Below are 25,498 nucleotides of genomic sequence, written 5' to 3' on the forward strand. Positions count from 1 at the left end.
TATATAACGATAAGACAAGCGACGAATGAAAATAATAATTTAAAAATTATTCATCTAAAGATATCGACACTTTAATTTCACAATAGAAAAATTAAATTTAGAATTGTTCATATAACAAATAATTCTACATGAAAATTAAAAGTATAAGAAAATAAGCGATTTGAATATGAGAAGAGTTTAATTTTTTGAAAGAAATAATGGTGGGCGCTGACGGGATCGAACCGCCGACATTCTGCTTGTAAGGCAGACGCTCTACCAACTGAGCTAAGCGCCCTTAATGAGAAAAGATAACGAATGTATCTTTATACTCTACATTCTCTAGACAAGGGAATCAAGAGAATGGCGCAGCGGACGGGGCTCGAACCCGCGACCCCCGGCGTGACAGGCCGGTATTCTAACCAACTGAACTACCGCTGCACTACAATACTTTAAAATAAAGTATGGTCACATATATGGTGGGCGCTGACGGGATCGAACCGCCGACATTCTGCTTGTAAGGCAGACGCTCTACCAACTGAGCTAAGCGCCCCAGAAGAAAAACTAATTATTCATTAATTTATTGATATAAGATTTTAACATCTTAAATCATCTTCCAAACACAACCCGAACTGAAAAGTGGCGCAGCGGACGGGGCTCGAACCCGCGACCCCCGGCGTGACAGGCCGGTATTCTAACCAACTGAACTACCGCTGCACTTTCACAATATCGAAATTGTGGGGTAAAACGATGTTAAGTCTTAAGTGGCGCAGCGGACGGGGCTCGAACCCGCGACCCCCGGCGTGACAGGCCGGTATTCTAACCAACTGAACTACCGCTGCACTTGAGAGCTTAACGTAAAGGCTTGGTGGGCGCTGACGGGATCGAACCGCCGACATTCTGCTTGTAAGGCAGACGCTCTACCAACTGAGCTAAGCGCCCTTTAACGTCTTCATCGTTTGTGAGGTGCATTATAGAGAATCTTTAACAGGTGTCAAACGCTTTTCGACTTCTTTTTAAAAAAATGCGAATGAATGATTAAAAATAAGTCATTATTAAGTAAAAAACAATTTTTTGTATTTTATTTAAACACTTATTTCAATATTTTCTGCGTTTACACACCTCATCAAGAATATCTAAAACTCACATTCAGGTTAAAGATTGTTCAGACAAATAAACTAATGCATCTTCAGCCACTAAATCAAATAGCTCAATGATTTCTTCATTACGCATTCGAATACACCCATGTGACATTGGCACCCCCATTGGCTGCGTGTCTGGAGTTCCATGAATGTAGATATAACGTTGCATAGTGTCGTAGCCTTCCCCTTTATTAAACCCAGTCTCTAGACCATCTAACCAGAGAATACGAGAAAGTATCCAGTCTCGCTCAGGATATTGCGCAGCTAACTCAGTGCTATAAACCTCCCCTGTTGGCTTACGCGCGATAAAAACTGCATTTTGGGGAGATTCTGCACCAATTTTCTTTGCCACTCTATGCCACCCACGTGGTGTTCTACCCGTGTTTTCCTGCTCACCGATTCCATTCTTTCCTGTAGAGATAACATAAAACTTATTATGTTTAGGCAAAGTTAATGTTTGATTTGCTAAATCGATAAGAACATCTGCATCTTCGAGTTTAAATTGAGACATTGAACTTATTCTCTTATATCAACTCAAATACATTGAGTTTAAGTAAAAAATTATTGTAATGACTTCTCTTGCAGTGAAAATAAAAGATTATCAATCTTCTTCTATCTACGCGCAGTTTCACTGCTTGTCTTGCACCAAAATAAAAGATTATCAATCTTCTTTTATCTACGCGCAGTTTTACTGCTTGTCTTGCACCAAAATAAAAGATTATCAATCTTTTATTTTGGCTCAGGGCGTAGCCATAACCAAACTGCAACGATGAACATAGTAATATCAGTAAAAGCCTTCACCAAAAGTGGCGCTGAAGTAAATAGCATTATAATTCCGCTAATTGCCATCATTATGCTTGCAATCCACTTCGCTTTACGAGGTACTGTGCCATTGGCTCGCCAATCACGTAATGTTGGACCGTATTTAGGATGATTTAATAACCAATTATCCATTTGTGGCCAGCCTTTTGAAGCAGCCCAAGCAGCCAGAATCAAAAACACTATGGTCGGCATACCTGGTAAAATTGCTCCAATAATGCCTAGCGTGATAAAAATCACGACTAAAGTGCGCCAGAACAATGTTCGCATATATAAACCTTAACCTGCTGTTAGCGTTAGTATAAAGTGTTTTTCTAATATTTTTTGTTGATCCGTTATGAAATTAGGATGAATTACTTCGAGTATTAAATGTATGAATATTGCCTCAGTTAAAACGTCCTATTTCGAACCATGGCTTCAATTTCAACATCCTATCGTTCGACAGCTTGCATTTTGTATTGCTAGTCCAAATTTACTTTACCAACTACCAAAAAGTTTATGTATACAACATCGCTTTAAGCTACATCCAAGTGAGTTTTGGGAAGTTCATTTTCAAAACTATTTACCGCGTTTAATAGAACTCGATCAGTCACCTGAGCCTTTAATTCAGTTTTTATCTCAGCTTAAAAGTACACGCCTAGGTTTACGTTTTGAACATCTACTTTGGTTTTGGTTGCAAGAGGATCAGTATCATCCCTATGAATTATTGGGACATAGTATTCAAAAAATTGAGGGGGCAAAAACCTTAGGCGAACTGGATTTTTTAATTTTAAATAAAGAAACTCAAAAAATTGAACATTGGGAGGTCGCCTTAAAATATTATCTGGGTGAAGCATATTTACATTTAGAACAATGGATTGGCCTAAACCGTCAGGATACTTTAAGCAAAAAGCTTTATCACTTTACCAACAAACAATTTCAGTTTCCTGAAGCCTTAAACTTCGAAATTCAACAACGTTTTGCTGTTTTAAAGGGACAACTTTATCTTCCTTTGGATTTAAATTTGCAGCAGCCCCTACCTGACTGGATAAATTTAAAGCGTCGTTTGGGATATTGGGGCACAACAATTCCTCATTCTTCTTTTTATCGATTAGAAAGACATGAATGGCTGTGTCCAAATAAACAACCTAGTTCAGGTCCGGCACATTGGTGGACAGACGGTTTATATTGTAAAAATGGTCAGGAGGCTCTGTTTTATATGTTTAGACACCCTTCATACTTAAAATTTAAGTCCAACACGCAGAAATTTAAATAATTAACAAGAACTTTAAGATTCTAGAAACATTTTATAACGTTTTTACTATTAAACAGTCATGTTTCTTTTTCCGTTTGTTTTTTAATCTAAATTTACTTCATTATTAAATTTAAACGGAGAAAATGATGAAAAAAGTTTTAGCTGCTTCTGTCATGATTGCTGTTGTTTTAACAGGCTGTAATACGTTTAAGGGTTTTGGTAAAGATGTTTCTAAAGCAGGTGATGCTGTAACGAATACTGCTGAAAAAACACAAGATAAAATGTAAGTTAGAGTTATCACTGAAAAACCTTATCGCTCTGATAAGGTTTTTTTATTTTTACGTACCCATCACGTAGAGATTCGCCTATTATATCGGACTATATTTCACCTGATCAGTACACAATTTCCGGTATGAACCATTCAGATACTCTCTCGCTTAGCCTAGAACTTTTACAGCAACCTTCTGTTACTCCAATTGATCACACTTGCCAGACCATCATGGCAGACCGTTTAAGCCAAGTTGGTTTTCATATTGAACCAATGCGTTTTGATGAGGTAGATAATCTATGGGCACGTCGTGGAACTGAAGAACCTGTATTTTGTTTTGCAGGTCATACTGATGTCGTCCCAACAGGTAAATTAGAAGCGTGGAATTCGGACCCATTTGCACCTGAAATCCGTGATGGAAAATTATATGGTCGTGGTTCGGCAGATATGAAGACAGCTTTGGCAGCTATGGTTGTCGCATCTGAGCGTTTTGTAGCAAAACATCCAGACCATAAAGGATCTATTGCATTTCTGATTACTTCTGATGAAGAAGGTCCTGCGGTTAACGGTACGGTCAAGGTTATTGAGACTCTTGAAGAACGTAACGAAAAAATTAAATGGTGTCTGGTAGGTGAACCCTCAAGTACTCATAAATTAGGTGATATTGTTAAAAATGGGCGCCGTGGTTCACTTAATGCAGTATTAAAAGTCCAAGGTAAACAAGGCCATGTGGCCTATCCACATTTAGCACTAAACCCAATTCATGAAGCATCACCTGCTTTAACAGAGCTATGCCAAAGTGTTTGGGATAATGGAAATGAATATTTCCCGGCAACATCATTTCAGATTTCAAATATTCATTCCGGAACGGGTGCAACCAACGTCATTCCAGGTACTTTAGAAGTTACTTTTAACTTCCGCTATTCAACAGAAGTGACTGCTGAACAGCTTAAACAACGTGTTCATGAGATTTTAGATAAACACGGTTTACAGTATGAAATCGTTTGGAATCTCTCTGGTTTACCTTTCCTGACTCCAGTTGGTGAACTGGTTAATGCGGCTCAAACTGCTATTTTAAATGTAACTGGCACTGAAACCGAGCTTTCAACAAGTGGTGGTACTTCTGACGGACGTTTTATCGCTCCAACAGGCGCACAGGTTTTAGAATTAGGCGTTCTTAACGCAACAATTCATCAAATTAATGAACATGTTGACGTACATGACCTCGATCCACTGACTGATATTTATGAGCAAATTTTAGAAAATTTATTAGCTAAATAAAAATTAAAAAGGAACTCACAATGAGTTCCTTTTTTTATAGATGAAGCGAATTTTGGATATATTGCAAATTAGGAACGTGGTAGCGTTGATTCTCCATACGCACATATTTAAATACAGTTGGATGCTGTAAAGAGTCCTGTATATCTTCGTTTTCATCTACGACTTCAGAAATACGCAGACGAACTGAAACTGGCATCGATTTACATATGAGTGCAAAACGTTGGCTGATATCTTCACTTTCAATAACTAATGCCACCGCTCGCGAATCAATTTCATTATGCACTGTATAGACTGGAAGTTTTACATCATGCCATTCAATATGCTTGATACCATTTTTAACGTCCATAGCTGATAACACTATGTTTTGTGGCAATAGCATCGGCACTTGCTGATCGCATTCAATAATATATGCATCAATAAAACCAGTTGAAACAGTAATTAAATGTTGAAGTTCTTGCTGATCCATTTCGCTAATTAATGATGTACTGATATGACTATCCATTAGGCAAGTTCCTCTTCACGTGTCATGAAAAAAGCTTCAATATTGTGAAGTAAGTCTTCTTCTTGGAAAGGTTTACCCATGTATTGGTTAACCCCTAAAGTAAATGCTCGTTCACGGTGTTTTTCGCCAGTTCTTGATGTAATCATAATGACTGGCATATCTTGATGCAGATCATGATGTCGTACAAGGTTAAGCACCTCAAAGCCATCCATTCGCGGCATTTCGATATCAAGCAGCATCAGATCTGGTTTAATATTTTCCAACTGCTCAATTGCATCAATACCATCTTTAGCAGTGACCACGTCATAGCCCTGACGTTCGAGTAAACGAGTTGTTACCTTACGGACTGTGACAGAGTCATCTACAATCATAATAAGACGGCGTTCATCAGGCTCACGTTGTCTATAGATAGCGTCATTAAGCGGCTTATGTCGGCGGGTAGACTGAATTTGGCGAGCAATATTTTGTCCATCTAAAATTAGACAAACTTGACCATCACCTAAAATAGTTGCGCCTGCAATCGCGCCAATACTAGAGAACTGCTGCCCGATTGGCTTGACCACAATCTGCGCACGTGAACCAATAAGCTGATCAACTAATAATGCAATTGTTTGTCCATTATTAGTCTTAATCATTAATACTGGTAGTGAATACATCATCCCACTTAAACGTGGAATTGGTTGATTACCAACAAACTCAGATAAATAGCGTAATGGATAACGTTTATTTTCAAATTCAAAGAATTCTTGTGCGCTTCCAAAATACTGTTCTAATGATGTTGGCGAAACCCGAACAATTCGATCAATTTGAGCCAACGGAATTGCAAATTGTTGATCAGCAACTTTAACCATTAAGGCATCACTAACCGCTACCGTGGTTGGAACGCGTATTGTAAAGATTGTTCCTTGCCCATACACAGAGTCCACACTCACATGTCCGCCCAAAGCTTTAATATCACTTTGTACAACATCTAGCCCTACACCACGACCTGAAATCTGAGTGACTTGATCGGCTGTACTTAACCCTGGATGGAAAATCAACTGTAAAATATCTTGATGTTCTAATACTTGTTCAGACTTAATCAAACCAGACAATAGGGCCTTTTGACGGACCTTCTCAATATCAATACCTCGGCCATCATCCTTAAATGTAACAACAATATCCGTACCTTGACGATGAATATTCAGTTCAATACGCCCAGTCTCTGGTTTTTGCGCTTGTTCACGTTGCACACGATCTTCTAAACCATGGTCGATTGCATTTCGAAGCATGTGCTCAAGTGGTGTAACCAAACGCTCTAGCATCGTCCGGTCTAATTCACCCTCGGTATTATTAACAAAAAGCTCTGCTGGTCGATCCAACGCAGTAGAAGTCTGCCTCACAATTCTTTGTAAACGAGGTAGCAATCGAGAGAAAGGTACTAATCGTGTTCGCATTAGTCCTTCTTGAATTTCGGCCTGAATACGTGATTGTTGTACCAGCAAACTTTCGGTGTCTCTGATTTTTTCGGATAATGTATTTTTAAAATCCACTAAATCCGATGCAGATTCGGCAAGCGATTTCGACAATTGATTCAATGAAGAATATTGGTCCATCTCTAGAGGATCAAATTCTGTATAACGAGAATGCTCAATACCGTGTTTTGCAATAATCTGGCTTTCTAATTCGCCTTCCATTCGACGTAACTGGTCTGCAAGTCGCTGAATGGCTAATTCCATTTCCACGAGCGTATGACCAAATTGACTGAGATCCATTTCAATTCGTGAACGGTTAATCGAATTTTCACCAGACAAATCAATCATTTTCTCAATTAAATCTGCCGAAACCCGGATCATCTCATTATTTTGTTCAAGATGCTGTGCTTGTTCCCATGCCCCCATCATTGGCGGCGGTTCTGCACCATCACCTTGCACAAAGCTCATTACAGGTTCAGTGCTAAATAAATCAGTTCTGGTCAACTTACTTGGAATTTGTATTGCAGTTTCAATAAACTGAATATTTTCTAAACTTTGTTGTAAACCGTCAAAATGTTGATAATTTTGCTTGAAAATTGCCTCTTTTAACCAAACGATTGCACTCTCTAACAAGTTGTCATAAATATTTGAACTAAAATGATAAAGCGCAAATTTTTCAAAAGCGTTTTCAAGTTGGTAAGCAATCGCTTGTACGGTTTCAAGTCCCACCATACGGGAACCACCCTTCAAGCTGTGCACTGCTCTTTGTAGCTGAAGCAAGATACTACGATTGGTACGCTGCTCAAACCACTGCTTTAATAGGTGATCGGCCATCTCTAACAGCTCGGCCGCTTCCTCCATAAATGTCTGCTCGACAACAGAGTCAATATCCTGATCTTGGATATTGTCTGTACAGCCTTCTGCATCAAAAACTTGTAATTCTGTGTGTTCAACAAGTCTAATATTAGACTCAACAATCTGCTCAAAATTAGAAGTTAACTCATCGAGATTTAACGCAGTATTGTGTATAGCTTCTTGTTGTAATAATTCAAAATTTAATTCCGATATAACATCAGTTTCAGACTCTGCTTGCAACTCTTTAACCGCAAACCCAAGTAAATTATATACCGTACCCGCGCTCTTAAGTGCTTGAATAGTATGAGAAGCAGCATAATCTAAGTGCTGTTCACGTACTATTTGTAGACGATCGGCTAAATCATCTTGAACTAGACGAATAAAATCAATGAGAGCAGATGAAGTAACTAACTGTCTTTGAATTATGCGCTCATAAATACTTTCTAATTCATGTGCAATTAAACCAATATAATTTGCCTGAATCATATTTGCCCCACCTTTTAAGGTATGCAAATAGCGCATCAAATTATTAAGCGCAGCAAAGTTCTCTTGGTCATTAACCCAAATATTAAGATCTGTATCCATTCCTTCAAGCAACTCATCGGCTTCTTCAAGAAAAATATCTAACAGTTCTGGATCAAAATAACGGTTTACGTGCTCAGTAGACATGAACTGGCGATCTAAATGTACACTCTGGCTCATTGCTACATGATCAGTTAATACACTTTCGATAGATGCCGAAGATTCATTTGCTGTTTGTTCTACATCAACACTAAATAGCGACTCAACAACTTCTTGATGAATGTCTAATAGTTCAGAATTAAGGCTTGGAATATGCTGGGTATATAGTTTTAGCTCTTCCAAAATATTTTGGTGTTGCTCAATAATACTAACTCTTTGACCCGCAGCTAATGCATCAAATAACTGAATTAATTGTTGATGTGCTTTTTGATAAATTTCAAAAACATAATCTGATTGTAATAAATCAGGTCGATCAAGCAATACGTCATAGCTATCTTTCAACTGGTTAGTGTATTCATATAAACCAACCATTGCCTGAGACTGGGTATGTTGCAATAACAAATCAGCTTGTTCACTTAAACGCTCAAGATAGTGAGGAAATTCAGAACGAATTCCTTTCTCAAAATCTAACTCTGCATCAAGTAATTCTGAAACATCAAGCTGTAACAGCTGAGATACTAGACCATGTGGAGGCGTGAGTGGGCTCGAATGCTCCCCATGCTGCTCCATATAAGCATCCCAAACCTGATTGAATTGTTTCAGGTTAGAGTCTAATTGCTCATTAGAGTAATGCGCAGCTAATAAATCTAAACAATTTCGAATAAACTGACGGTAATCACGGAGTAGCACGATCTCTTTTGAGTGAGAAGATAGCTCTTCTTGTAATAGGATTTTGAATAAATGCTCAACCTTGGTACTGGCATCAAAAATTGCCTCTACCTGAGCCATTGCCGAGCTACCGCGCAACGTATGTAATGCACGGATGAGCGCATTGTAACTCTCGTGCTGATGTATTTCTTGTTCTAAAAACTGATCGATGGTCGCTAAGTGTTCTTCCGCTTCTTCCATAAATAGGACTAAGGTTTCAGCAAGGTTATGTTCACTTTCTATGGCGGTTTTTAGAATTAAATTATCTGATTCCGGTTCTAAATCATTTACCTCTAAACCAGTCTTCGCTTCCGCAGTAAGAGTATCCCACAATAATAAAAGTTCTTCTAAAGCAGGCTCTAAACTTTGCTGTTGTTGTAATTGTTGTCCCAATAAAATAAGAGGTCTAAAATCTACCGCATGTTCCTTTCTAGATTTAAAGTCATCTACTAATTTAAAAAAATAGAATTTAAATACCAACTGAACATATTGTTGGATGTTAGGAGTTAATCTGAGACTCTCATTGATTACCCGATTAAGCGTATCTTCTACAGTCCAAGCAAGCTCTGCGGAGGATTTAGCTCCAATCATTCGCCCGGAACCTTTCAAGGTATGAAAATGGCGACGGATTTCGGTCAGCGTAGCAAGATTTTTAGATTGCATCCATTCATGAATCAAAGATTGTAATTCAACAAAAATTTCTTCAATTTCTTCAACGAAGATTTCAAGAAATTCGGCATCTTGTTGAGAATAGCTATCTTCCGGTAGCATCATTGCTTCAGTTAAAGTTTTTAATATTTCTTTCATAGCAAAGGCTTCTTTTGCTTATCCCCTAAATGGAGAAAAACGACAGAGTCAACATCAGATAAATAACTGTGTCCCCAATATTTATCTGATGTTGTTAATACTTTTTAGAAGAATAGCGATTATAGAAACAGCTATTCTCATCCCCAATTTAATCAGGTAATTTAAAGTCCGTTACCGATTCACGTAATGACTCTGCCATATTTGCTAATTCAGAAACAGAACGCGCTGTATCGAATGTTGCAGTGGTCGTTTGCGAAGTAATTTCTTGTACGACGGTCATGGTTGTCGCAATGTGACTTGCAGATGCAGACTGAAGTTTTGCTGCATCAGAAATGCTGGCCATTAGGTTTGCCAAGTCACCAGATACTTTTTGAATCTCGTCCAAGGCAATACCTGCATCTTTTGCCAAGTTCGCTCCGCGCACAACTTCAGTTGTTGTTTGTTCCATTGAAATAACAGCTTCATTCGTATCGGTCTGAATTGTTTTAACCAGAGTTTCGATCTGTTTAGTTGCCGATGCTGAACGTTCCGCAAGACGCTGTACTTCATCTGCAACCACGGCAAAACCACGCCCCGCTTCACCTGCCATAGATGCTTGGATTGCTGCATTTAATGCAAGAATGTTTGTTTGGTCCGCAATGTCATTAATTAGCGATACGATGTTACCAATTTCTTGTGAAGACTCGCCCAAACGCTTAATACGTTTAGAGGTTTCCTGAATCTGTTCACGAATCGTGTCCATACCTTCAATTGAACGGTTTACCACTTGTGCTCCATTAGAAGCAATTTGTACCGAACGTTCTGCTACTTCGGTAGATTCGGATGCATTTGAAGATACTTGGTCAATTGATTGCGCCATTTCATTCATTGCGGTTGATGCGCCGGCAATTTCTTGTGCCTGATGCTCTGATGCTTCTGCCAATTGGTTAGTAATACTTTGCGTATCTTGTGTATAGCGGGCAACTTCCTGAGAAGTTTCATGAATTCGGGATACAAGATCACGTAATTGGTCAATCGCGAAGTTAATCGAGTCGGCAATCGCTCCAGTAAAGTCTTCAGATACCGTTGCATATGAACGTAAGTCACCATCTGCCAAGTCGGCGATTTCATCTAGTAAACGTAAAATCGCGTTTTGGTTACGGTCATATTCTTCTTGCAAGGTAGCTACACGTTGTTTATCTGCTTTACTACGAAGTGATAAAAGCTTTAAGACCGAGCTAATTAAGCCAAGAAGTGATAATGTAAGAACTGCAACTAAAGCAAAGGCTTTCCAACCATACTGTGTTTGCTCAGAAAGATCGCCCAGTACAGATAACATTTCATCAGATTCCGAGAGGATCTCACCTGATGACTGACGTACGTTTACAATCTGATCTGTATGTTTAAGAACTGATGCCGCTGCAGATTTTAAAACGTTATCATATTCAGATTTAATACCTTCCAAAGACTCACGTACTTCTGGAGACTCAACTCTAGCAACACCCAATTCAGCATTTCCGTTTAGCTGTGCATTTAAATACACACCAAATGTCTCAATATCGACACCAAAGTCATGTGCTGAGGTTTGAGAGTTTTCGGTACCCACCAAAACGGTGTTAATAGAACGTAAAATACGTTCTGCAATAAATACCTGGTTCTTCGCAATGATCACCTGATTACTTGGTGCTTTTTCGCGAACCATCTTATCAACCATCAAGTTATATTCAGCCTGAATCTCAGGAATAGAATCACTAATCGAGATATTCATGTTATATAACTGATTAATTACGTCCTGATGTGATGAGATCAAGTTAATGTCATAAGACAAAGCTTTCCACAGAACCGCAACCTTTTTGTATTCTTTTGAAGATGTACCATGAATATTTTCAACATCTTTCATATTTTTTGCAAAAAGCTGATTCGATTCAGCTAACTCTTTCATAGCTTTAGGTGATCCAGAAGCCGTTGCTTCTGTAGCCTGTCTAGAAATCGTTTGTGACAATAAGCGTAACTCACCCAAACTACGTGTTAACTGGTTATGTCGAGGTACGCTATAAAATAAATAAACGAGCGAAGCTAAAGCAAATACTAAACATAACAACGCTACATAAAGGACAGGCTTGGACTTTTCACTTTCCCCAAATAAACTGGCGTATTGCTCAATTTCCGACTGGATTTTTGCAATAAAATTGAGACCCGACTTTTCGGACGCAACACGATTGCCGCCTTTCTTTTTAAGCTTAAAGCCCATAGCTTTTCCCCAGAAAATACTCTGTTTTTCACAGCGTAAAAATTAGTTTATAAATTTTGTCGATGCATTCATGTAATGTGGGTTTTGCAATAACCGACTAAATAAAAAGACATGCCAATGCTGGTTATGTTGATGAAAATAACCTTGGCAATAATCTTTTAGATTTTCCTCTAAGTCTAAGCTTTGAGAAAAAAAACTTTTTTTATTAAAGTGCTGAATCCCCAAGACCTGATCCACAACCAACCCCACATACTGGTCGTGATGGCTAATACATAACACTTTTTGGGCAGACGAAAATGTGCTTCGTTGCCCTGAAATAAAATGAGCCAAATCAGAAACCGAAAGTAACCTTCCCCGAATGTTTGCCAAACCTTTCACCCAACTTTGAGCATTTGGAACTGGCGTATATTTCGGTGGATAGATAACTTCTGACACTTCCCCAAGTGGTGCGACGAAGTATTGCCCTCTCATTTCAAAAGCAATCCCTGACCATCGCTGTGCTTCATTTTGAACTGAAGCGTAATTCTTATTACCCCGTTTAGACAAACGAAGTAACTCGATAAATCCATTCGCTGCCATACTCGATCCTATAAAACGGGCATATAACCCCGTTATTTATGTTTTTATGGATGGATGAGTTACTTTAGAAATTGTTTAATTACATCAATCAATTGCTTTTCTTCGATAGGTTTAATCAGATAGTCGATTGCACCTTGACGCTTGCCCCATACTCGGTCAGTTGCCTGATCTTTAGTACTCACGATTACCACAGGAATATGCTTAGTATCTTCATCACGAGTGATCTGGCGGGTTGCCTGAAAGCCATTTACACCTGGCATTACAACATCCATTAACACTAAGTCAGGCTGTTCTGCTTTTGCCAAAGTTACACCATCTGCGCCATTAGATGCTTCAAGTACGTCATAACCATGCTTGGTTAGAATTTCTTTAAAACGAAAAGTTTCTGTTGGTGAATCATCAACAATGAGAATACGTGTCATTTCTTTGCCCTTAAATTACTTAATTATGAACTTACATGATTACGAATCGCGTTTAACAATTCATCTTTGCTAAAAGGTTTCGTCAAATACTCATCTGAACCTACCACACGCCCTTTTGCCTGATCAAATAAACCATCTTTACTAGAGAGCATGATAACGGGAATGTTCTGATAATTTTGAGAGTTTTTAATCAAAGCGCAAGTTTGATAACCATCTAAACGAGGCATCATGATATCGACAAAAATAATATCAGGATTTGCTTCTGCAATTTTGGACAAAGCTTCAAACCCATCCACTGCCGTAATCACTTCACAGCCTTCGCGCTGTAATAGAGTTTCTGCTGTACGGCGAATGGTTTTTGAGTCATCAATTACCATTACTTTCAGATTTTGGAATGCATCTTCCATTTAATCTTCCATCCCCAATAAATATAAAATATAAATGCAATTTAACTTAAAGTTGTTTTTACAGATTTATAAGTATTTTTAACATATCTCACGGTCTATTTTCAATGAGGCATTTCTGTCTACTTTCTCATTTATAAACAATAACTTTTAACCTCATCACACTTTAATTAAAATTATCATTTTTTTTATAATGACTATATTTTTATTCAGCTAAATAATAACTAATATAATAAAGATTAATTATTTAAAAATAAGCGATTTAGCTTTCTTTTTTTTGGGGGATTTTCAATGAATAATCGGATGAAATATGCCTTTTATAGGAACTGCTTGTCTGTATCTGTAGGTATTATTTCCTTCGGTTTGCTCTGTTTCTCAACAACCTTTGCTCTAGCCGATACTTCTAAAGTGGTCTGGTATCGTTATTATGATCAACAAGGTACAGCCAATATTAGTACATCAGTCACCCCTGCTCATATTCGTTATGGTTATGAAGTTCTAGATCGAAATATGCAAGTGATTAAAAGAAACCACTCTTATAATGCCGAGGCTGATTTAAATCAATCAAGTCAACGAGCACTGTCAGCGCGACATAGAGAACTAGATATCAAATTAAAAAAAGCCTATAGCAATAGTAAAACAGCCACGATTAAAAGAGATCAAACATTACTTGCCATAAAGAAGCAAATTAACTATCAACAGGAACAACTCGACCAGTTACAACAAGACAAAATTTTATTTAAACGTCAAGAAATGGAATATTTCAGAAAGAGAGAAGTTATTCCTGAGCACCATAAGACGTTGATTGAAAACAATCTAAATAATATTTACAGAGTCAAACAAACAATTGAAACACTTACCAAGACCTACAACCGTACCAACAGCGAGTATGAAAATATTATCGAACGTTTAAAAAAGCTTGAATAACTGTAAAGGTTTATCAAGAATAGGGGCAAAATAAAATTTGAATTATAGGACGATGCTGTATGCACAAGATGCATCTCACCCCTTCCACTATTTTTAAACTGAGTATTATTAGTTTATGTTTGATTTTAGCTGCATGTAATCAGCAAGAAACAAATAAAACAACAGCATCAGCTCCAGCAAAAATTGAACTCATTCCTCAAGACCTGATAGCTGTTAAAGAGGGAGCACTTGACTCTCAAACTAGATTTACGGGCACTATTCGTGCGGTTCAGCAAAGTTCAATTCAGGCTCAAGTGAGTGCTACGGCGACCACTGTAACTACAAATGTTGGTCAGCAGGTACAAAAAGGCCAAGTTTTAGTGAGATTGAATAATCAGGACAATGTTGCACGCTTGGCCCAAGCGCGTGCCAACCTTGCCTCAGCTCAGTCACAAGCTGAACTTGCACGCAATTTAATGAACCGAAAGCAACGACTTTTTAATCAAGGGTTTATTGCTCGTGTCGAATTTGAACAGAGTCAGGTTGACTATAAAGGGCAACTTGAAAGCGTAAAAGCCCAACAAGCTAATGTTGATATTGCCCGTAAGGCCGATCAAGACGGTATTATCACCAGTCCAATTTCAGGCGTAATTACTAAACGACAAGTAGAACCTGGTCAGACTGTATCAGTTGGGCAGACTCTGTTTGAAATCGTAAATCCAGACCAACTTGAAATACAGGCCAAGTTACCAATTGAGCAACAGTCTGCTCTTAAAGTGGGTAGCAGCATTCAATATCAGATTCAGGGAAATTCTAAACAATTAAACGCGACTCTTACGCGTATTTCACCTGTTGCAGATCAAGACAGCCGACAAATTGAATTTTTTGCAGTTCCTAAAGAAAAAATTGATTCGTTAAGCATAGGAGCTTTCATTAATGGAAATATTCTTCGTAGTGACACTCAGCACGGCCAAACAATTCCTTTAGACAGCATTCAAAATATGCAACATGATCCTTTTGTATGGGTGATACGTAATCACACCATTCAAAAAGTGAAAATTAGAGTGATTGAACAGCGCTATAACGACAATATTGCTTTAGTTGATGGTTTACAAAACACAGATCTGGTGAGCCGTATTCAATTTGAAGATTCCGACATTAATAAAAAAGTGACGGTTACAACCGAAAAAAATAAATAAGGTAGCAAATAGCGTATGTGGTTTACTCGAATCAGTGTGAAATACCCCGTTTTTACTATTATGATGATGATCAGCTTAATGGTACTGGGGCTGGCCTCTTGGAAACGGATGACCGTTGAAGAGTTTCCGAACATCGATTTCCCATTCGTTGTGGTCACTACGCAATATGCTGGTGCTTCACCTGAAGCTGTCGAATCAGATATTACAAAAAAACTCGAAGATCAGATCAATACAATTTCAGGGATTAAACAAATCACTTCACGTTCAAGTGAAGGTTTTTCAATGATTGTGGCAGAGTTTAATCTTGATACGTCATCAGCTCTTGCAGCACAAGATGTTCGTGACAAAATTGCACCCGTTACAGCCCAATTCCGTGATGAAATTGATACACCGATTGTACAACGCTACGACCCCTCTTCTAGCCCGATCATGTCAGTTGTATTTGAATCTAGTAGCATGAGTTTGGCTCAACTAAGTTCGTATGTAGATAAACGTATCGTGCCTCAACTCAAAACCGTTTCAGGTGTCGGTAATGTGAATTTATTGGGGGATGCCAAACGGCAAATACGAATAAAAATTCTTCCTGAGCAGCTGCAAAGTTACGGCATTGGCATTGATCAGGTCATCAATACGCTAAAAAATGAAAATATTGAGGTTCCCGCAGGAACCTTACAACAGAAGAATTCTGAACTGGTTGTACAGATTCAATCAAAGGTTATTCATCCGCTTGCATTTGGCGATTTGGTAATTGCCAATAAAAATGGTTCACCGATTTTTCTAAAACAAGTTGCAACTGTTGAAGATACACAAGCCGAACTACAATCAAGTGCATTTTATAATGGAAGAACAGCGGTCTCTATTGATATTCTAAAAAGTTCCGATGCCAATGTAATTCAGGTTGTCGATAAAACCTACCAAACTTTAGAGAAATTAAAAACACAAATGCCTGCTGGCCTAAATTACAAAATTGTGGCCGACAGCTCTAAAGGAATTCGTGCTTCAATTAAAGATGTGACCCGCACCATTATTGAAGGTGCTGCGTTAGCAGTTTTAATTGTTCTATTATTTTTAGGCTCTTTTCGATCTACAGTCATTACAGGCTTAACCTTACCAATTACTCTGCTAGGAACCCTAACCTTCATCTGGGCTTTTGGTTTCAGCATTAATATGATGACGCTATTAGCCCTATCACTCAGTATTGGTCTCTTAATTGATGACGCAATTGTTGTTCGGGAAAATATTGTAAGACATACTGAACTTGGTAAAGACCATGTCACTGCTGCCCTAGAAGGTACAAAAGAAATTGGTTTAGCCGTACTCGCCACCACACTGACTATCGTGGCCGTATTTTTACCTGTTGCTTTCATGGGGGGACTGATTGGGCGTTTCTTTTATCAGTTTGGCGTAACGGTTAGTACAGCCGTTTTAATTTCAATGTTTATTAGTTTTACGCTCGATCCAATGCTTTCTGCACATTGGAAAGATCCGGTCAAGAAAAAAGATAGTTGGCTACAACGCTTTTTCAACCATATTTCTAATGTGTTAGATCGACTTACCCATGTTTATGAAAAGCTATTAAAGTTGGCCTTACGTTTCCGTTTGATTACGGTCATTATTGCAATTGCTTCATTATTTGCTGCATTAGGACTTTCTAAACTCATTGGAACTGAATTCGTACCTACCCCAGATAAAGGTGAAATTCGGATTCAGTTCGAAACTCCTGTAGATGCTTCTTTGGAATATACCCAAGCTAAACTACATCAAGTTGATCAGATTATTAGACAATTTCCCGATGTCGTTTCCACTTATGGCGTGGTTAATAGTGAAGTAGACTCAGGTAAAAACCATGCAGGTTTAGGTGTTACCTTAAAACCAAAACAAGAACGTAGCTCAGATCTTAATACACTCAATAATAAATTCCGTGAACGCTTACAAACAGTCGCTGGTATTCGAGTAACTTCCATTGCTGCGGCTCAAGATTCAGTCTCTGGCGGGCAAAAGCCAATCATGATTTCTATTAAAGGAACAGATCTGAATGAGCTACAAAAAATTTCAGATCGATTTATTGCTGAAATGGAAAAAATCAAAGGTGTCGTAGATTTAGAAAGTTCACTGAAAGAACCTAAACCAACACTGGGGGTTCAAATTAATCGTGTACTGGCAAGTGATTTGGGTTTGTCTGTTTCTCAGATTGCGAACGCGATTCGCCCATTAATTGCTGGCGATAACGTAACGACTTGGGAAGATCGCGATGGTGAAACTTATGACGTTAATGTTCGTTTAAATGAAAATAAACGTATGCTTCCGCAAGATGTGCAGAATCTATATCTCAACTCTAATAAAACCAATGCAGCTGGGCAAAATATATTAGTTCCACTTAGCGCAGTTGCAACAACCGAAGAAAAACTCGGTGCTTCACAAATTAACCGACGTGATCTTGAGCGTGAAGTACTCATTGAAGCCAACACCTCAGGACGACCTAGCGGTGATATTGGTCAAGACATCGATAAAATGCAAAAGGCATTTAAGCTACCTGCTGGCTATACGTTTGATACTCAAGGTGCCAATGCCGATATGGCCGAATCTGCTGGATATGCATTAACAGCAATTACCCTATCAATTGTATTTATCTACATTGTTTTAGGCTCTCAGTTTAATAGCTTTATTCATCCAGCGGCAATTATGACCTCTTTACCATTGTCACTCATTGGCGTTTTTCTTGCCCTCTTCTTGTTCAAAAGTACCCTGAACCTTTTTTCAATTATTGGTATTATCATGTTGATGGGGCTGGTTACCAAAAATGCGATTTTGCTTATCGATTTTATTAAGAAAGCAATGGATCAGGGTATAAGCCGTTATGATGCAATTTTACAAGCGGGCAAAACCCGTTTACGTCCCATCTTAATGACGACAAGCGCCATGGTGATGGGGATGGTTCCCTTAGCTTTAGGTCTTGGCGAAGGCGGTGAGCAAAGCGCACCAATGGCTCACGCTGTGATTGGAGGCGTGATTACCTCTACCCTGTTGACTCTTGTGGTTGTACCCGTCATTTTCACTTATCTAGATGACTTGAAAAACTTTATGCTGCGTCAAACTCAACGATTCATGTCATAATGCAGCGATTATCGTATAATCTGCGTTTTTATAACGCTTAACTTTTAGGACTTTTTCCATGCGCGCAAGCCGCTTTTTATTTGCAACGTTGAGAGAAACCCCAAATGATGCTGAAGTGATTTCACACCAGCTCATGTTACGTGCGGGGATGATTCGTAAATTGGCATCTGGTTTATATACATGGCTGCCGATGGGAACACGTGTGCTTAAAAAAGTAGATGCGATTGTTCGTGAAGAAATGAACCGCTCAGGCGCAATGGAAGTTTTCATGCCCGTGACTCAACCCGCAAGTCTTTGGGAAGAATCGGGTCGATATGAACAATATGGTCCTGAATTATTACGCTTTAAAGATCGTCATGCGAACCCATTTGTACTCGGGCCAACGCATGAAGAAGTTATTACAGATATGGCGCGTAACGAACTTAAAAGTTATAAGCAGCTTCCTGTAAATTTCTACCAAATTCAAACCAAATTCCGTGATGAAATTCGTCCTCGTTTTGGTGTAATGCGTTCACGTGAGTTCATTATGAAAGATGCTTATTCTTTCCATGCAACTCAAGAATCACTACAAGAAACTTATGATGTGATGTACGACACCTATAGCCGTATTTTCACTCGCTTAGGTTTAGACTTCCGTCCAGTACAAGCCGATACAGGTTCTATTGGTGGTTCAGCTTCACACGAGTTCCATGTATTAGCTGCAAGTGGTGAAGATGACATCGCATTTTCAACTGAATCTGACTATGCAGCGAACGTTGAAATGGCTGAGGCTGTTTTAGTCGGTGAACGTGCAGCACCGGCACAAGAATTTAAATTGGTTGAAACACCAAATCAAAAAACGATTGATGACGTCTGTCAGTTCTTAAATGCTGATCCGAAGCAATCTGTTAAAGCATTATTGGTTCAAGGCGTTGCTGACGAAAAAGGTCAGGTTCCTGTCGTTGCTCTATTTGTACGTGGCGACCACGAACTGAATGAAATTAAAGCCGAGAAGCATCCTTTAGTGGCTGCGCCTCTTACTTTTGCAACTGAAGAACAACTTCAAGCATTTGGTTTAACTGCTGGCTTTACAGGTCCACAAGGTTTAGTCGAAAAAGGCTTAACTGTAATTGTTGACCGCGCTGCATCTGTTCTTTCAGACTTCGTTGCTGGTGCAAATGAAACTGATAAACATGCAGTAGGCGTAAACTGGGAACGTGATGCGCAAATTACCGAAGTTTTTGACTTACGTAATGTGGTTGAAGGCGACCCATCTCCAGATGGTAAAGGCACGCTACAAATTAAACGTGGTATTGAAGTAGGTCATATTTTCCAACTTGGTACTAAATACTCTGAAGCTTTAGGCTGTAAAGTCTTAGGTGAAGATGGCAAACCATTTACTGTAACAATGGGATGCTACGGTATTGGTGTAACACGTGTGGTTGCAGCTGCAATTGAACAAAATTACGATGACAAAGGCATTATGTGGCCACAAGCCATTGCACCTTTTGAGATTGCAATTGTCCCAATGAATGCACACAAATCTCCACGTACTCTTGAAGCAGCAGAAGCACTTTATGCAGAACTTCAAGCTCAAGGTTTTGATGTGTTGCTTGATGACCGTAACGAACGTCCGGGTGTTAAGTTCTCTGACCTTGAATTGATGGGCATTCCACACCGTATTGTGATTGGTGAAAAAGGCCTTGATGCTGGTACTTTTGAATATAAAGGCCGTCGTGATGCTGAAGCTAGCAATTTAACTAAAGAAGATCTTTTAGCTAAATTAGCGCGTTAATTACATACATAACTAAAAAAAGCAGCTTTTAAAAGCTGCTTTTTTTAACTCAATTTTATGCTTGAACTGTTAAATCTTTGATTTTCGCTGATGAACCATTGGTTTTAATAGATTCAATTCCTTTATCTCGTGAAGCTTCGCTCGCATAGAACTGACTCGTGCCAATAACCTGATGATTTGCAGCTTTTAAATTGAAATAAGGTTTCCCATTCTTTGCGGTTAAACGCTCATATCGGGCGTCATCACCACTGTTTTTCTGAATTGATTCAATACCATTTACAGCAGAAGCTTTTGCCTTATATAGCTCACTATTTAAAATAGGTTCACCATTTCCTGCCTTCAAAATAAAGCGGTATTGTCCATCACTCGCTTGTGAAATTTCGTACCATCCTGCCATAAAAACCTCATTTTTTTGTTGGTGTGGGTATGACTTTCGTTATTATTCTGGACGAAAGTTATTTGTTATTTATGACAATATAAAGGGGCAATCATGCCTTGAATAGCCTATTTTTTATACTTTTTCGTAATAAAATTATAATGATGTTAGAAATTAAAAAAGTAGAGATATAAGTGTATATCTCTACTGAAATGTAATTAAAATTAACGGTTTAAGCTTTTTTTACAAATTCAGACTTAAGCTTCATCTGCCCAATACCATCAATTTTACAATCAATATTGTGGCCATCACTTGCATCTGGAACTAAGCGAATTGTTTTTACTTTAGTTCCCACTTTCACAACCGATGATGAACCTTTAATTTTTAAATCTTTAATGACAGTTACGCTGTCACCGTCTGCTAAAACATTGCCGTTTGCATCTTTAATAATTTCTTGTTCTTCAGATGCTGAAACTTCCCCCTCTTTCCACTCATTCGAGCATTCAGGACAAATCAATAATTCGCCATCTTGGTAAGTATATTCTGATTGGCATTTTGGACAATTAGGCAAAGACATGAAAAAAACCTCAAAAAGTATATTATGCGAGATATGACTCATTTTTTAAAGTTTTATATAAAAGACTTTTACCAAAAAAAAATTTATATATTCACTTTAATTTATTGTTCAATAAATATTCCTTCAAAATAATTGCATGGTTATTTTCAAGATCTTTTGCTGAATATAAGAGCGTGAGTTTATGCTTCGATGCGATCTCGTGTAATTCTTTAACTGCTGGATTGGTCTCAAGTTCTTCTAAATAACGCTGTTTAAATTCTTGCCAATGGTCCGGCGTTGCTGCATGAAACCATTTCCGAAGTTCATTTGAAGGAGCCACTTCTTTTAGCCACAAATCTAAATGCGCATTTTCCTTACTAATTCCCCTACTCCACAGGCGGTCAACTAAAATACGCTTTCCATCACTAGGGTCAACATTTTCATAAATTCTTTTAATGTGTATATCCATTTCTGACACCTACTCAGCTTAATCTAAATAGTATTGGCTTAATCATCACATTGATTTGCCTACCTGTACAATTTGAATCTTTTGCTCTAAATATTGTCTAAATTTGCCATTATTCATTAATTCAGGCATACAAATTGCTTTTTAATTCTTCATTATTTTATCAAATGGTAAAAAATGAAATATTATATTTATCCATCTTCATCTCAGAAAGATGCTCCCTATTTGATTTTATCAGCTGGGTTAGGTGGTCATGCTAGTTTTTGGAGTCCACAACTCGAATCGTTAAGTGCACATTTCAACGTCGTGACTTATGACCAAGAAGGTTGTCACCAAGACAGTGCTTTATTACCTGCACACTACCATATGTGTGACATGGCGACTCAAGTACTACACTTATTAGAACATCTTCAAATTCATGAGTTCCATATGATCGGGCATGCTTTGGGTGGCATCATAGGAATGGAACTCGCAAAACAACTACAATCTAGCTTAATTACCATGCTCAGCCTTACACTGATTAATGCGTGGGATGAGTTAGATGCCCATACGCAAAAATGTTTTGATGCCCGTATCGCATTGTTAGCATCAGCAGGCGATGAAGCCTATGTACGTGCACAGGCATTGTTTTTGTATCCTCCAGCATGGATTTCTCAGAATCATAGTCACATTAAAAATACCGAAGATATTCAACTCCAAAACTTTCCACCTAAGACAAATGTATTTGCCCGACTCAAAGCGTTGATGGATTTCCAATTACAAGCAGAGCACGTACAGGCATTGCAAGACACCGCTATTCATATCGTTGCTAATCAAGATGATTTTTTAGTTCCAGTACATAAATCACACGATCTGTTTACTCAACTTGATCATGCTCAAATCAATATTTTGCCTTCTGGTGCACATGCTTCCACAGTGACCGAATCTCAACGACTAAATCAAACGTTCATCCAATTTTTCCATAGCATTAAGGTTTTATCATGAATGCAAAAACATTAAATATTTTAGATCAACTCTTTTTAGAAGCCAGAACCCACAGCAATTGGTTAGACAAAGCCGTCAACCCTGAGCAAATTCAACAAATTTATGATCTGGTCAAAATGGCACCGACTTCTGCCAATTGTAGTCCTGCTCGTTTTGTATTTTTAACAACACCGGAAGCTAAACAAAAACTCAAGCCAGCATTGTCGTCTGGCAATGTAGAAAAGACGATGACAGCTCCTGTCACTGTTTTGGTTGCAACCGATACAAAATTTTATGAAAAATTGCCCAAATTATTTCCCTACGCCGATGCAAAATCTTGGTTTACATCAAGTGAAGCAATGGCACACGAAACTGCTTTTCGTAACAGCTCTTTGCAGGCAGCCTATTTGATTATGGCTTGTCGTAGCTTAGGACTAGATACAGGTCCTATGTCTGGCTTCGACGCGAAACAAGTGGATGAACTGTTTTTTGCACATACCCATCACCATGTTAATCTGATAATTAATATTGGTTATGGAGATAATCAAAAGGTTTATAAGCGCTTGCCACGTTTAAGCTTTGAAGATACATGCAAAATTGAATAGCTCATTCACTTCTTTTTTTAAATTTTAAAAACTGCCTGCTCTAAACATGCAGTTTTTTTTATTTCCAAAATTGATCAAAAGATACGCAATGGAGCACTTTGGACTTATCATGGTGCATAAATGCCATATTTTTTACCATTTGATAAATTTTATACCAAACAATATATTCAAGTTACTAATAAATATTAATTTTAATAAGTTGGCACATAGTATGCATTATTAAAAACACAAAACGAGACACCGGAAATTTAAAGCTTTATATATTTTCGGTGTGATCTTACAAACTCATGATGGGGATTCCATATGAAGATCGGCATCTTTACTCCAATTGGAAATAATGGCTGGTTGCTTTCTGAGAACGCACCGCAATATAAACCGAGTTTTGAACTCAACAAACAGATTGTTCAACGCGCTGAACATTATGGTTTTGACTTTGCTTTATCCATGATCAAATTACGTGGTTTCGGCGGAAAAACTGAATTTTGGGACTATAACTTAGAAACATTTACGCTTATGGCTGGCCTAGCAGCTGTCACCAGTAAAATTAAAATTTATGCAACCGCAGCAACCTTAGTCATGCCCCCTGCAATTGTTGCACGCATGGCATCAACAATTGACTCGATTTCAAATGGTCGCTTTGGGCTAAATGTTGTGACAGGCTGGCAAGCACCTGAATATACCCAAATGAATATGTGGCCTGGGGATGAGTACTTCGGCAAACGTTATGAGTACTTATCAGAATATGTCGAAATTTTAAGAGAGCTTTGGGCAACAGGAAAATCTGACTTTAAAGGCGAGTTTTTCCAAATGGAAGATTGCCAAGTTAAACCTAGGCCTCAAGCAGATATGAAAATTATTTGTGCAGGTCAATCTGAAAGTGGACTTGCCTTTTCTGCAAAATATGCAGACTACAACTTTGTATTTGGAAAAGGGCTAAACACGCCAACAGCATATGCAGAAATCAACGACCGTCTAAAAGCACACACCGATAAAACTGGACGCAATGTTCAAACCTATGTGCTGTTTATGGTCATTGCCGCACAAACAAATGAAGAAGCAATGGCAAAGTGGCAGCACTACAACGATGGTGCAGATCTGGAGGCTATCAACTGGCTCACAAACCAAGGCAATAAAGATAAAAAATCAGGTAATGACACCAATATTAGACAAATGGCATCCAGCGTTTCTCCCGTCAATATCAACATGGGAACTCTGGTTGGTTCTTATGAAAAGGTTGCTGAAATGTTAGATGAAATTTCTAGCATTGAAGGTACTGAAGGCATTTTACTGACCTTTGATGACTTTGTACAAGGTGTTGAAGATTTTGGCCAACGTATCCAACCTCTAATGGCATGTCGTAAACATATTGAAATTGAGGTTGAACCTTCTTCTAGCTTGAATATTTTGGAGAAAACGGCATGAGCAGTGTTACCTCTAATATCGTGTGTGCCGATTTCACTGCACAAATTGGGACGGGCAAAGTATTAAAAGCTGAACCAGAAGCTATTCAGCTTGCCCCTGAACAAACTGCACTGATCGTGATTGATATGCAAAATGCTTATACATCTTTAGGTGGATACCTAGATTTAGCAGGTTTTGATGTCTCAAAGACTAAACCTGTAGTCGAAAATATTAAAAAGGCGATCGATGCTGCACATAGTGCAGGGATTCAAGTCATCTATTTTCAAAATGGTTGGGATAAGAACTACGTCGAGGCTGGTGGTTTAGGTTCACCAAATTTTCATAAATCTAATGCCTTAAAAACCATGCGTAAACGGCCCGAGTTACAAGGTCAACTTTTATCTAAAGGCGGTTGGGACTTTGCCTTAATTGATGAGTTACAACCTCTTCCACAAGACATCATTATTGAAAAGCCACGCTACAGCGGTTTCTTTAACACTGCACTCGACAGCATTTTACGTGCTCGAGGTATTCGTAATTTAGTCTTCGTTGGCATTGCGACTAATGTCTGCGTTGAATCCACCTTACGTGATGGTTTCTTTTTGGAATATTTCGGTGTTGCACTTAAAGATGCTTGCTATCAAGCCGGACCTCAAGAGGCTCACGACGCTGCCTTATATAACATCAAGACTTTCTTTGGTTGGGTATCTGATACCAATTCTTTTATAGAAAGCTTTCAAACAACACCAAAATTGCTCAGTAAATCGGCATAAACA

At 38.5% G+C, this 25,498-nt stretch carries 22 protein-coding genes and 6 tRNA genes; 11 read left to right on the forward strand and 17 right to left on the reverse strand.

Annotated elements, in window-relative coordinates:
- Positions 1-198: 198 nt before the first annotated feature.
- From MSG66_RS12255 to MSG66_RS12290, 8 genes are all read right to left on the reverse strand, one after another.
- Positions 199-274: transfer RNA gene (locus tag MSG66_RS12255), tRNA-Val, on the reverse strand.
- A 66-nt stretch (positions 275-340) separates the two neighbouring features.
- Positions 341-417 (reverse strand) — tRNA-Asp (locus MSG66_RS12260).
- Positions 418-453: 36 nt separating this feature from the next.
- Positions 454-529: transfer RNA gene (locus MSG66_RS12265), tRNA-Val, on the reverse strand.
- Between the two features lie 87 nt (positions 530-616).
- Positions 617-693, reverse strand: a tRNA-Asp gene (locus MSG66_RS12270).
- A gap of 48 nt (positions 694-741) precedes the next feature.
- Positions 742-818, reverse strand: a tRNA-Asp gene (locus MSG66_RS12275).
- 24 nt (positions 819-842) lie between these two features.
- Positions 843-918, reverse strand: a tRNA-Val gene (locus MSG66_RS12280).
- 207 nt (positions 919-1,125) lie between these two features.
- Positions 1,126-1,629 carry a cell wall-recycling L,D-carboxypeptidase ElsL gene (gene elsL, locus MSG66_RS12285; protein ID WP_324654249.1) on the reverse strand — a complete coding sequence of 168 codons (504 nt, stop codon included), beginning with the start codon at positions 1,627-1,629 and terminating at the stop codon, positions 1,126-1,128.
- Positions 1,630-1,847: 218 nt separating this feature from the next.
- A complete protein-coding gene (locus MSG66_RS12290) occupies positions 1,848-2,207 on the reverse strand; it encodes a YbaN family protein (RefSeq protein ID WP_324654250.1) in 360 nt (119 codons plus the stop codon).
- A 103-nt stretch (positions 2,208-2,310) separates the two neighbouring features.
- On the opposite strand from MSG66_RS12290, the gene MSG66_RS12295 reads away from it, so the two are divergent.
- The 3 genes from MSG66_RS12295 (at position 2,311) to dapE (ending at position 4,720) form a co-directional block, all read left to right on the forward strand.
- Positions 2,311-3,192, forward strand: a complete 882-nt coding sequence (locus MSG66_RS12295) for a DUF1853 family protein (protein ID WP_324654251.1) — start codon at positions 2,311-2,313, stop codon at positions 3,190-3,192.
- Positions 3,193-3,314: 122 nt separating this feature from the next.
- A complete protein-coding gene (locus MSG66_RS12300) occupies positions 3,315-3,458 on the forward strand; it encodes an entericidin A/B family lipoprotein (RefSeq protein WP_003655297.1) in 144 nt (47 codons plus the stop codon).
- 125 nt (positions 3,459-3,583) lie between these two features.
- Positions 3,584-4,720: a succinyl-diaminopimelate desuccinylase gene (gene dapE, locus MSG66_RS12305; RefSeq protein WP_324654252.1), complete on the forward strand. Its 1,137-nt coding sequence runs from the start codon at positions 3,584-3,586 to the stop codon at positions 4,718-4,720.
- A gap of 34 nt (positions 4,721-4,754) precedes the next feature.
- Here the strand turns inward: dapE and MSG66_RS12310 are convergent, their stop codons facing one another.
- The 6 genes from MSG66_RS12310 to pilG form a co-directional block, all read right to left on the reverse strand.
- Positions 4,755-5,222 carry a hypothetical protein gene (locus MSG66_RS12310; protein ID WP_262473920.1) on the reverse strand — a complete coding sequence of 156 codons (468 nt, stop codon included), beginning with the start codon at positions 5,220-5,222 and terminating at the stop codon, positions 4,755-4,757.
- On the reverse strand, positions 5,222-9,727 hold the full coding sequence (locus tag MSG66_RS12315) for an Hpt domain-containing protein (RefSeq protein ID WP_324654253.1): 4,506 nt from the start codon (positions 9,725-9,727) through the stop codon (positions 5,222-5,224). The genes MSG66_RS12310 and MSG66_RS12315 overlap by 1 nt, the downstream gene beginning before the upstream one ends.
- Before the next feature lie 148 nt (positions 9,728-9,875).
- Entirely contained in the window at positions 9,876-11,957 is a 2,082-nt protein-coding gene (locus MSG66_RS12320; protein WP_324654254.1) for a methyl-accepting chemotaxis protein, read from the reverse strand.
- Positions 11,958-11,999: 42 nt separating this feature from the next.
- Positions 12,000-12,536 carry a chemotaxis protein CheW gene (locus tag MSG66_RS12325; RefSeq protein ID WP_005309806.1) on the reverse strand — a complete coding sequence of 179 codons (537 nt, stop codon included), beginning with the start codon at positions 12,534-12,536 and terminating at the stop codon, positions 12,000-12,002.
- Positions 12,537-12,595: 59 nt separating this feature from the next.
- Positions 12,596-12,958, reverse strand: coding sequence for a response regulator (locus MSG66_RS12330; protein ID WP_005036319.1), 363 nt, complete (start codon positions 12,956-12,958; stop codon positions 12,596-12,598).
- Positions 12,959-12,981: 23 nt separating this feature from the next.
- A complete protein-coding gene (gene pilG, locus MSG66_RS12335) occupies positions 12,982-13,365 on the reverse strand; it encodes a twitching motility response regulator PilG (protein ID WP_042897425.1) in 384 nt (127 codons plus the stop codon).
- Between the two features lie 288 nt (positions 13,366-13,653).
- Between pilG and MSG66_RS12340 the strand changes: the two genes are divergently transcribed.
- The 4 genes from MSG66_RS12340 to MSG66_RS12355 all read left to right on the forward strand — a co-directional run bounded on the left by MSG66_RS12340 (position 13,654) and on the right by MSG66_RS12355 (position 20,355).
- Positions 13,654-14,289 (forward strand): hypothetical protein, encoded by a 636-nt coding sequence (locus MSG66_RS12340; protein ID WP_262473915.1) that lies wholly within the window; start codon positions 13,654-13,656, stop codon positions 14,287-14,289.
- Positions 14,290-14,357: 68 nt separating this feature from the next.
- Positions 14,358-15,467 carry an efflux RND transporter periplasmic adaptor subunit gene (locus MSG66_RS12345; RefSeq protein ID WP_324654322.1) on the forward strand — a complete coding sequence of 370 codons (1,110 nt, stop codon included), beginning with the start codon at positions 14,358-14,360 and terminating at the stop codon, positions 15,465-15,467.
- A gap of 15 nt (positions 15,468-15,482) precedes the next feature.
- Positions 15,483-18,581, forward strand: coding sequence for an efflux RND transporter permease subunit (locus MSG66_RS12350; protein WP_324654255.1), 3,099 nt, complete (start codon positions 15,483-15,485; stop codon positions 18,579-18,581).
- A gap of 58 nt (positions 18,582-18,639) precedes the next feature.
- Positions 18,640-20,355: a proline--tRNA ligase gene (locus MSG66_RS12355; RefSeq protein WP_202743454.1), complete on the forward strand. Its 1,716-nt coding sequence runs from the start codon at positions 18,640-18,642 to the stop codon at positions 20,353-20,355.
- 55 nt (positions 20,356-20,410) lie between these two features.
- On the opposite strand, the gene MSG66_RS12360 is transcribed toward MSG66_RS12355, so the two are convergent.
- The 3 genes from MSG66_RS12360 to MSG66_RS12370 all read right to left on the reverse strand — a co-directional run bounded on the left by MSG66_RS12360 (position 20,411) and on the right by MSG66_RS12370 (position 21,756).
- Entirely contained in the window at positions 20,411-20,752 is a 342-nt protein-coding gene (locus MSG66_RS12360) for a YegP family protein (RefSeq protein WP_324654256.1), read from the reverse strand.
- Positions 20,753-20,963: 211 nt separating this feature from the next.
- Complete coding sequence (locus tag MSG66_RS12365; protein WP_042897436.1) at positions 20,964-21,308, reverse strand: zinc ribbon domain-containing protein YjdM; 345 nt, start codon at positions 21,306-21,308, stop codon at positions 20,964-20,966.
- 91 nt (positions 21,309-21,399) lie between these two features.
- Positions 21,400-21,756, reverse strand: a complete 357-nt coding sequence (locus MSG66_RS12370) for a DUF488 domain-containing protein (protein ID WP_324654257.1) — start codon at positions 21,754-21,756, stop codon at positions 21,400-21,402.
- Between the two features lie 174 nt (positions 21,757-21,930).
- Between MSG66_RS12370 and rutD the strand changes: the two genes are divergently transcribed.
- The 4 genes from rutD to rutB all read left to right on the forward strand — a co-directional run bounded on the left by rutD (position 21,931) and on the right by rutB (position 25,495).
- The gene (rutD, locus tag MSG66_RS12375; RefSeq protein ID WP_324654258.1) at positions 21,931-22,737 is read left to right on the forward strand and encodes a pyrimidine utilization protein D; all 807 of its coding nucleotides are present in this window, start codon (positions 21,931-21,933) and stop codon (positions 22,735-22,737) included.
- Positions 22,734-23,321 (forward strand): malonic semialdehyde reductase, encoded by a 588-nt coding sequence (locus MSG66_RS12380; protein WP_324654259.1) that lies wholly within the window; start codon positions 22,734-22,736, stop codon positions 23,319-23,321. The genes rutD and MSG66_RS12380 overlap by 4 nt, the downstream gene beginning before the upstream one ends.
- A gap of 303 nt (positions 23,322-23,624) precedes the next feature.
- Positions 23,625-24,743: a pyrimidine utilization protein A gene (rutA, locus tag MSG66_RS12385; protein ID WP_133971906.1), complete on the forward strand. Its 1,119-nt coding sequence runs from the start codon at positions 23,625-23,627 to the stop codon at positions 24,741-24,743.
- Complete coding sequence (gene rutB, locus MSG66_RS12390; protein ID WP_324654260.1) at positions 24,740-25,495, forward strand: pyrimidine utilization protein B; 756 nt, start codon at positions 24,740-24,742, stop codon at positions 25,493-25,495. Before rutA ends, rutB begins: the two co-directional genes overlap by 4 nt.
- Positions 25,496-25,498 lie beyond the last annotated feature (3 nt).

This window comes from Acinetobacter sp. IK31, from assembly GCF_035615195.1.
GTDB classification, from domain to species: domain Bacteria; phylum Pseudomonadota; class Gammaproteobacteria; order Pseudomonadales; family Moraxellaceae; genus Acinetobacter; species Acinetobacter calcoaceticus_C.

Bases quoted from the DNA above. Each gene is read 5' to 3' on its own strand.
- MSG66_RS12355 (WP_202743454.1), top strand. From the start codon at position 18,640: ATGCGCGCAAGCCGCTTTTTATTTGCAACGTTGAGAGAAACCCCAAAT.
- MSG66_RS12300 (WP_003655297.1), top strand. From the start codon at position 3,315: ATGATGAAAAAAGTTTTAGCTGCTTCTGTCATGATTGCTGTTGTTTTA.
- MSG66_RS12345 (WP_324654322.1), top strand. From the start codon at position 14,358: ATGCATCTCACCCCTTCCACTATTTTTAAACTGAGTATTATTAGTTTA.
- MSG66_RS12315 (WP_324654253.1), bottom strand. From the start codon at position 9,727: ATGAAAGAAATATTAAAAACTTTAACTGAAGCAATGATGCTACCGGAA.
- MSG66_RS12290 (WP_324654250.1), bottom strand. From the start codon at position 2,207: ATGCGAACATTGTTCTGGCGCACTTTAGTCGTGATTTTTATCACGCTA.
- MSG66_RS12365 (WP_042897436.1), bottom strand. From the start codon at position 21,308: ATGTCTTTGCCTAATTGTCCAAAATGCCAATCAGAATATACTTACCAA.
- dapE (WP_324654252.1), top strand. From the start codon at position 3,584: ATGAACCATTCAGATACTCTCTCGCTTAGCCTAGAACTTTTACAGCAA.
- elsL (WP_324654249.1), bottom strand. From the start codon at position 1,629: ATGTCTCAATTTAAACTCGAAGATGCAGATGTTCTTATCGATTTAGCA.
- MSG66_RS12330 (WP_005036319.1), bottom strand. From the start codon at position 12,958: ATGACACGTATTCTCATTGTTGATGATTCACCAACAGAAACTTTTCGT.
- rutD (WP_324654258.1), top strand. From the start codon at position 21,931: ATGAAATATTATATTTATCCATCTTCATCTCAGAAAGATGCTCCCTAT.
- pilG (WP_042897425.1), bottom strand. From the start codon at position 13,365: ATGGAAGATGCATTCCAAAATCTGAAAGTAATGGTAATTGATGACTCA.
- MSG66_RS12370 (WP_324654257.1), bottom strand. From the start codon at position 21,756: ATGGATATACACATTAAAAGAATTTATGAAAATGTTGACCCTAGTGAT.
- MSG66_RS12380 (WP_324654259.1), top strand. From the start codon at position 22,734: ATGAATGCAAAAACATTAAATATTTTAGATCAACTCTTTTTAGAAGCC.
- MSG66_RS12310 (WP_262473920.1), bottom strand. From the start codon at position 5,222: ATGGATAGTCATATCAGTACATCATTAATTAGCGAAATGGATCAGCAA.
- rutB (WP_324654260.1), top strand. From the start codon at position 24,740: ATGAGCAGTGTTACCTCTAATATCGTGTGTGCCGATTTCACTGCACAA.
- MSG66_RS12320 (WP_324654254.1), bottom strand. From the start codon at position 11,957: ATGGGCTTTAAGCTTAAAAAGAAAGGCGGCAATCGTGTTGCGTCCGAA.
- MSG66_RS12295 (WP_324654251.1), top strand. From the start codon at position 2,311: ATGAATATTGCCTCAGTTAAAACGTCCTATTTCGAACCATGGCTTCAA.
- MSG66_RS12350 (WP_324654255.1), top strand. From the start codon at position 15,483: ATGTGGTTTACTCGAATCAGTGTGAAATACCCCGTTTTTACTATTATG.
- rutA (WP_133971906.1), top strand. From the start codon at position 23,625: ATGAAGATCGGCATCTTTACTCCAATTGGAAATAATGGCTGGTTGCTT.
- MSG66_RS12360 (WP_324654256.1), bottom strand. From the start codon at position 20,752: ATGGCAGGATGGTACGAAATTTCACAAGCGAGTGATGGACAATACCGC.
- MSG66_RS12340 (WP_262473915.1), top strand. From the start codon at position 13,654: ATGAATAATCGGATGAAATATGCCTTTTATAGGAACTGCTTGTCTGTA.
- MSG66_RS12325 (WP_005309806.1), bottom strand. From the start codon at position 12,536: ATGGCAGCGAATGGATTTATCGAGTTACTTCGTTTGTCTAAACGGGGT.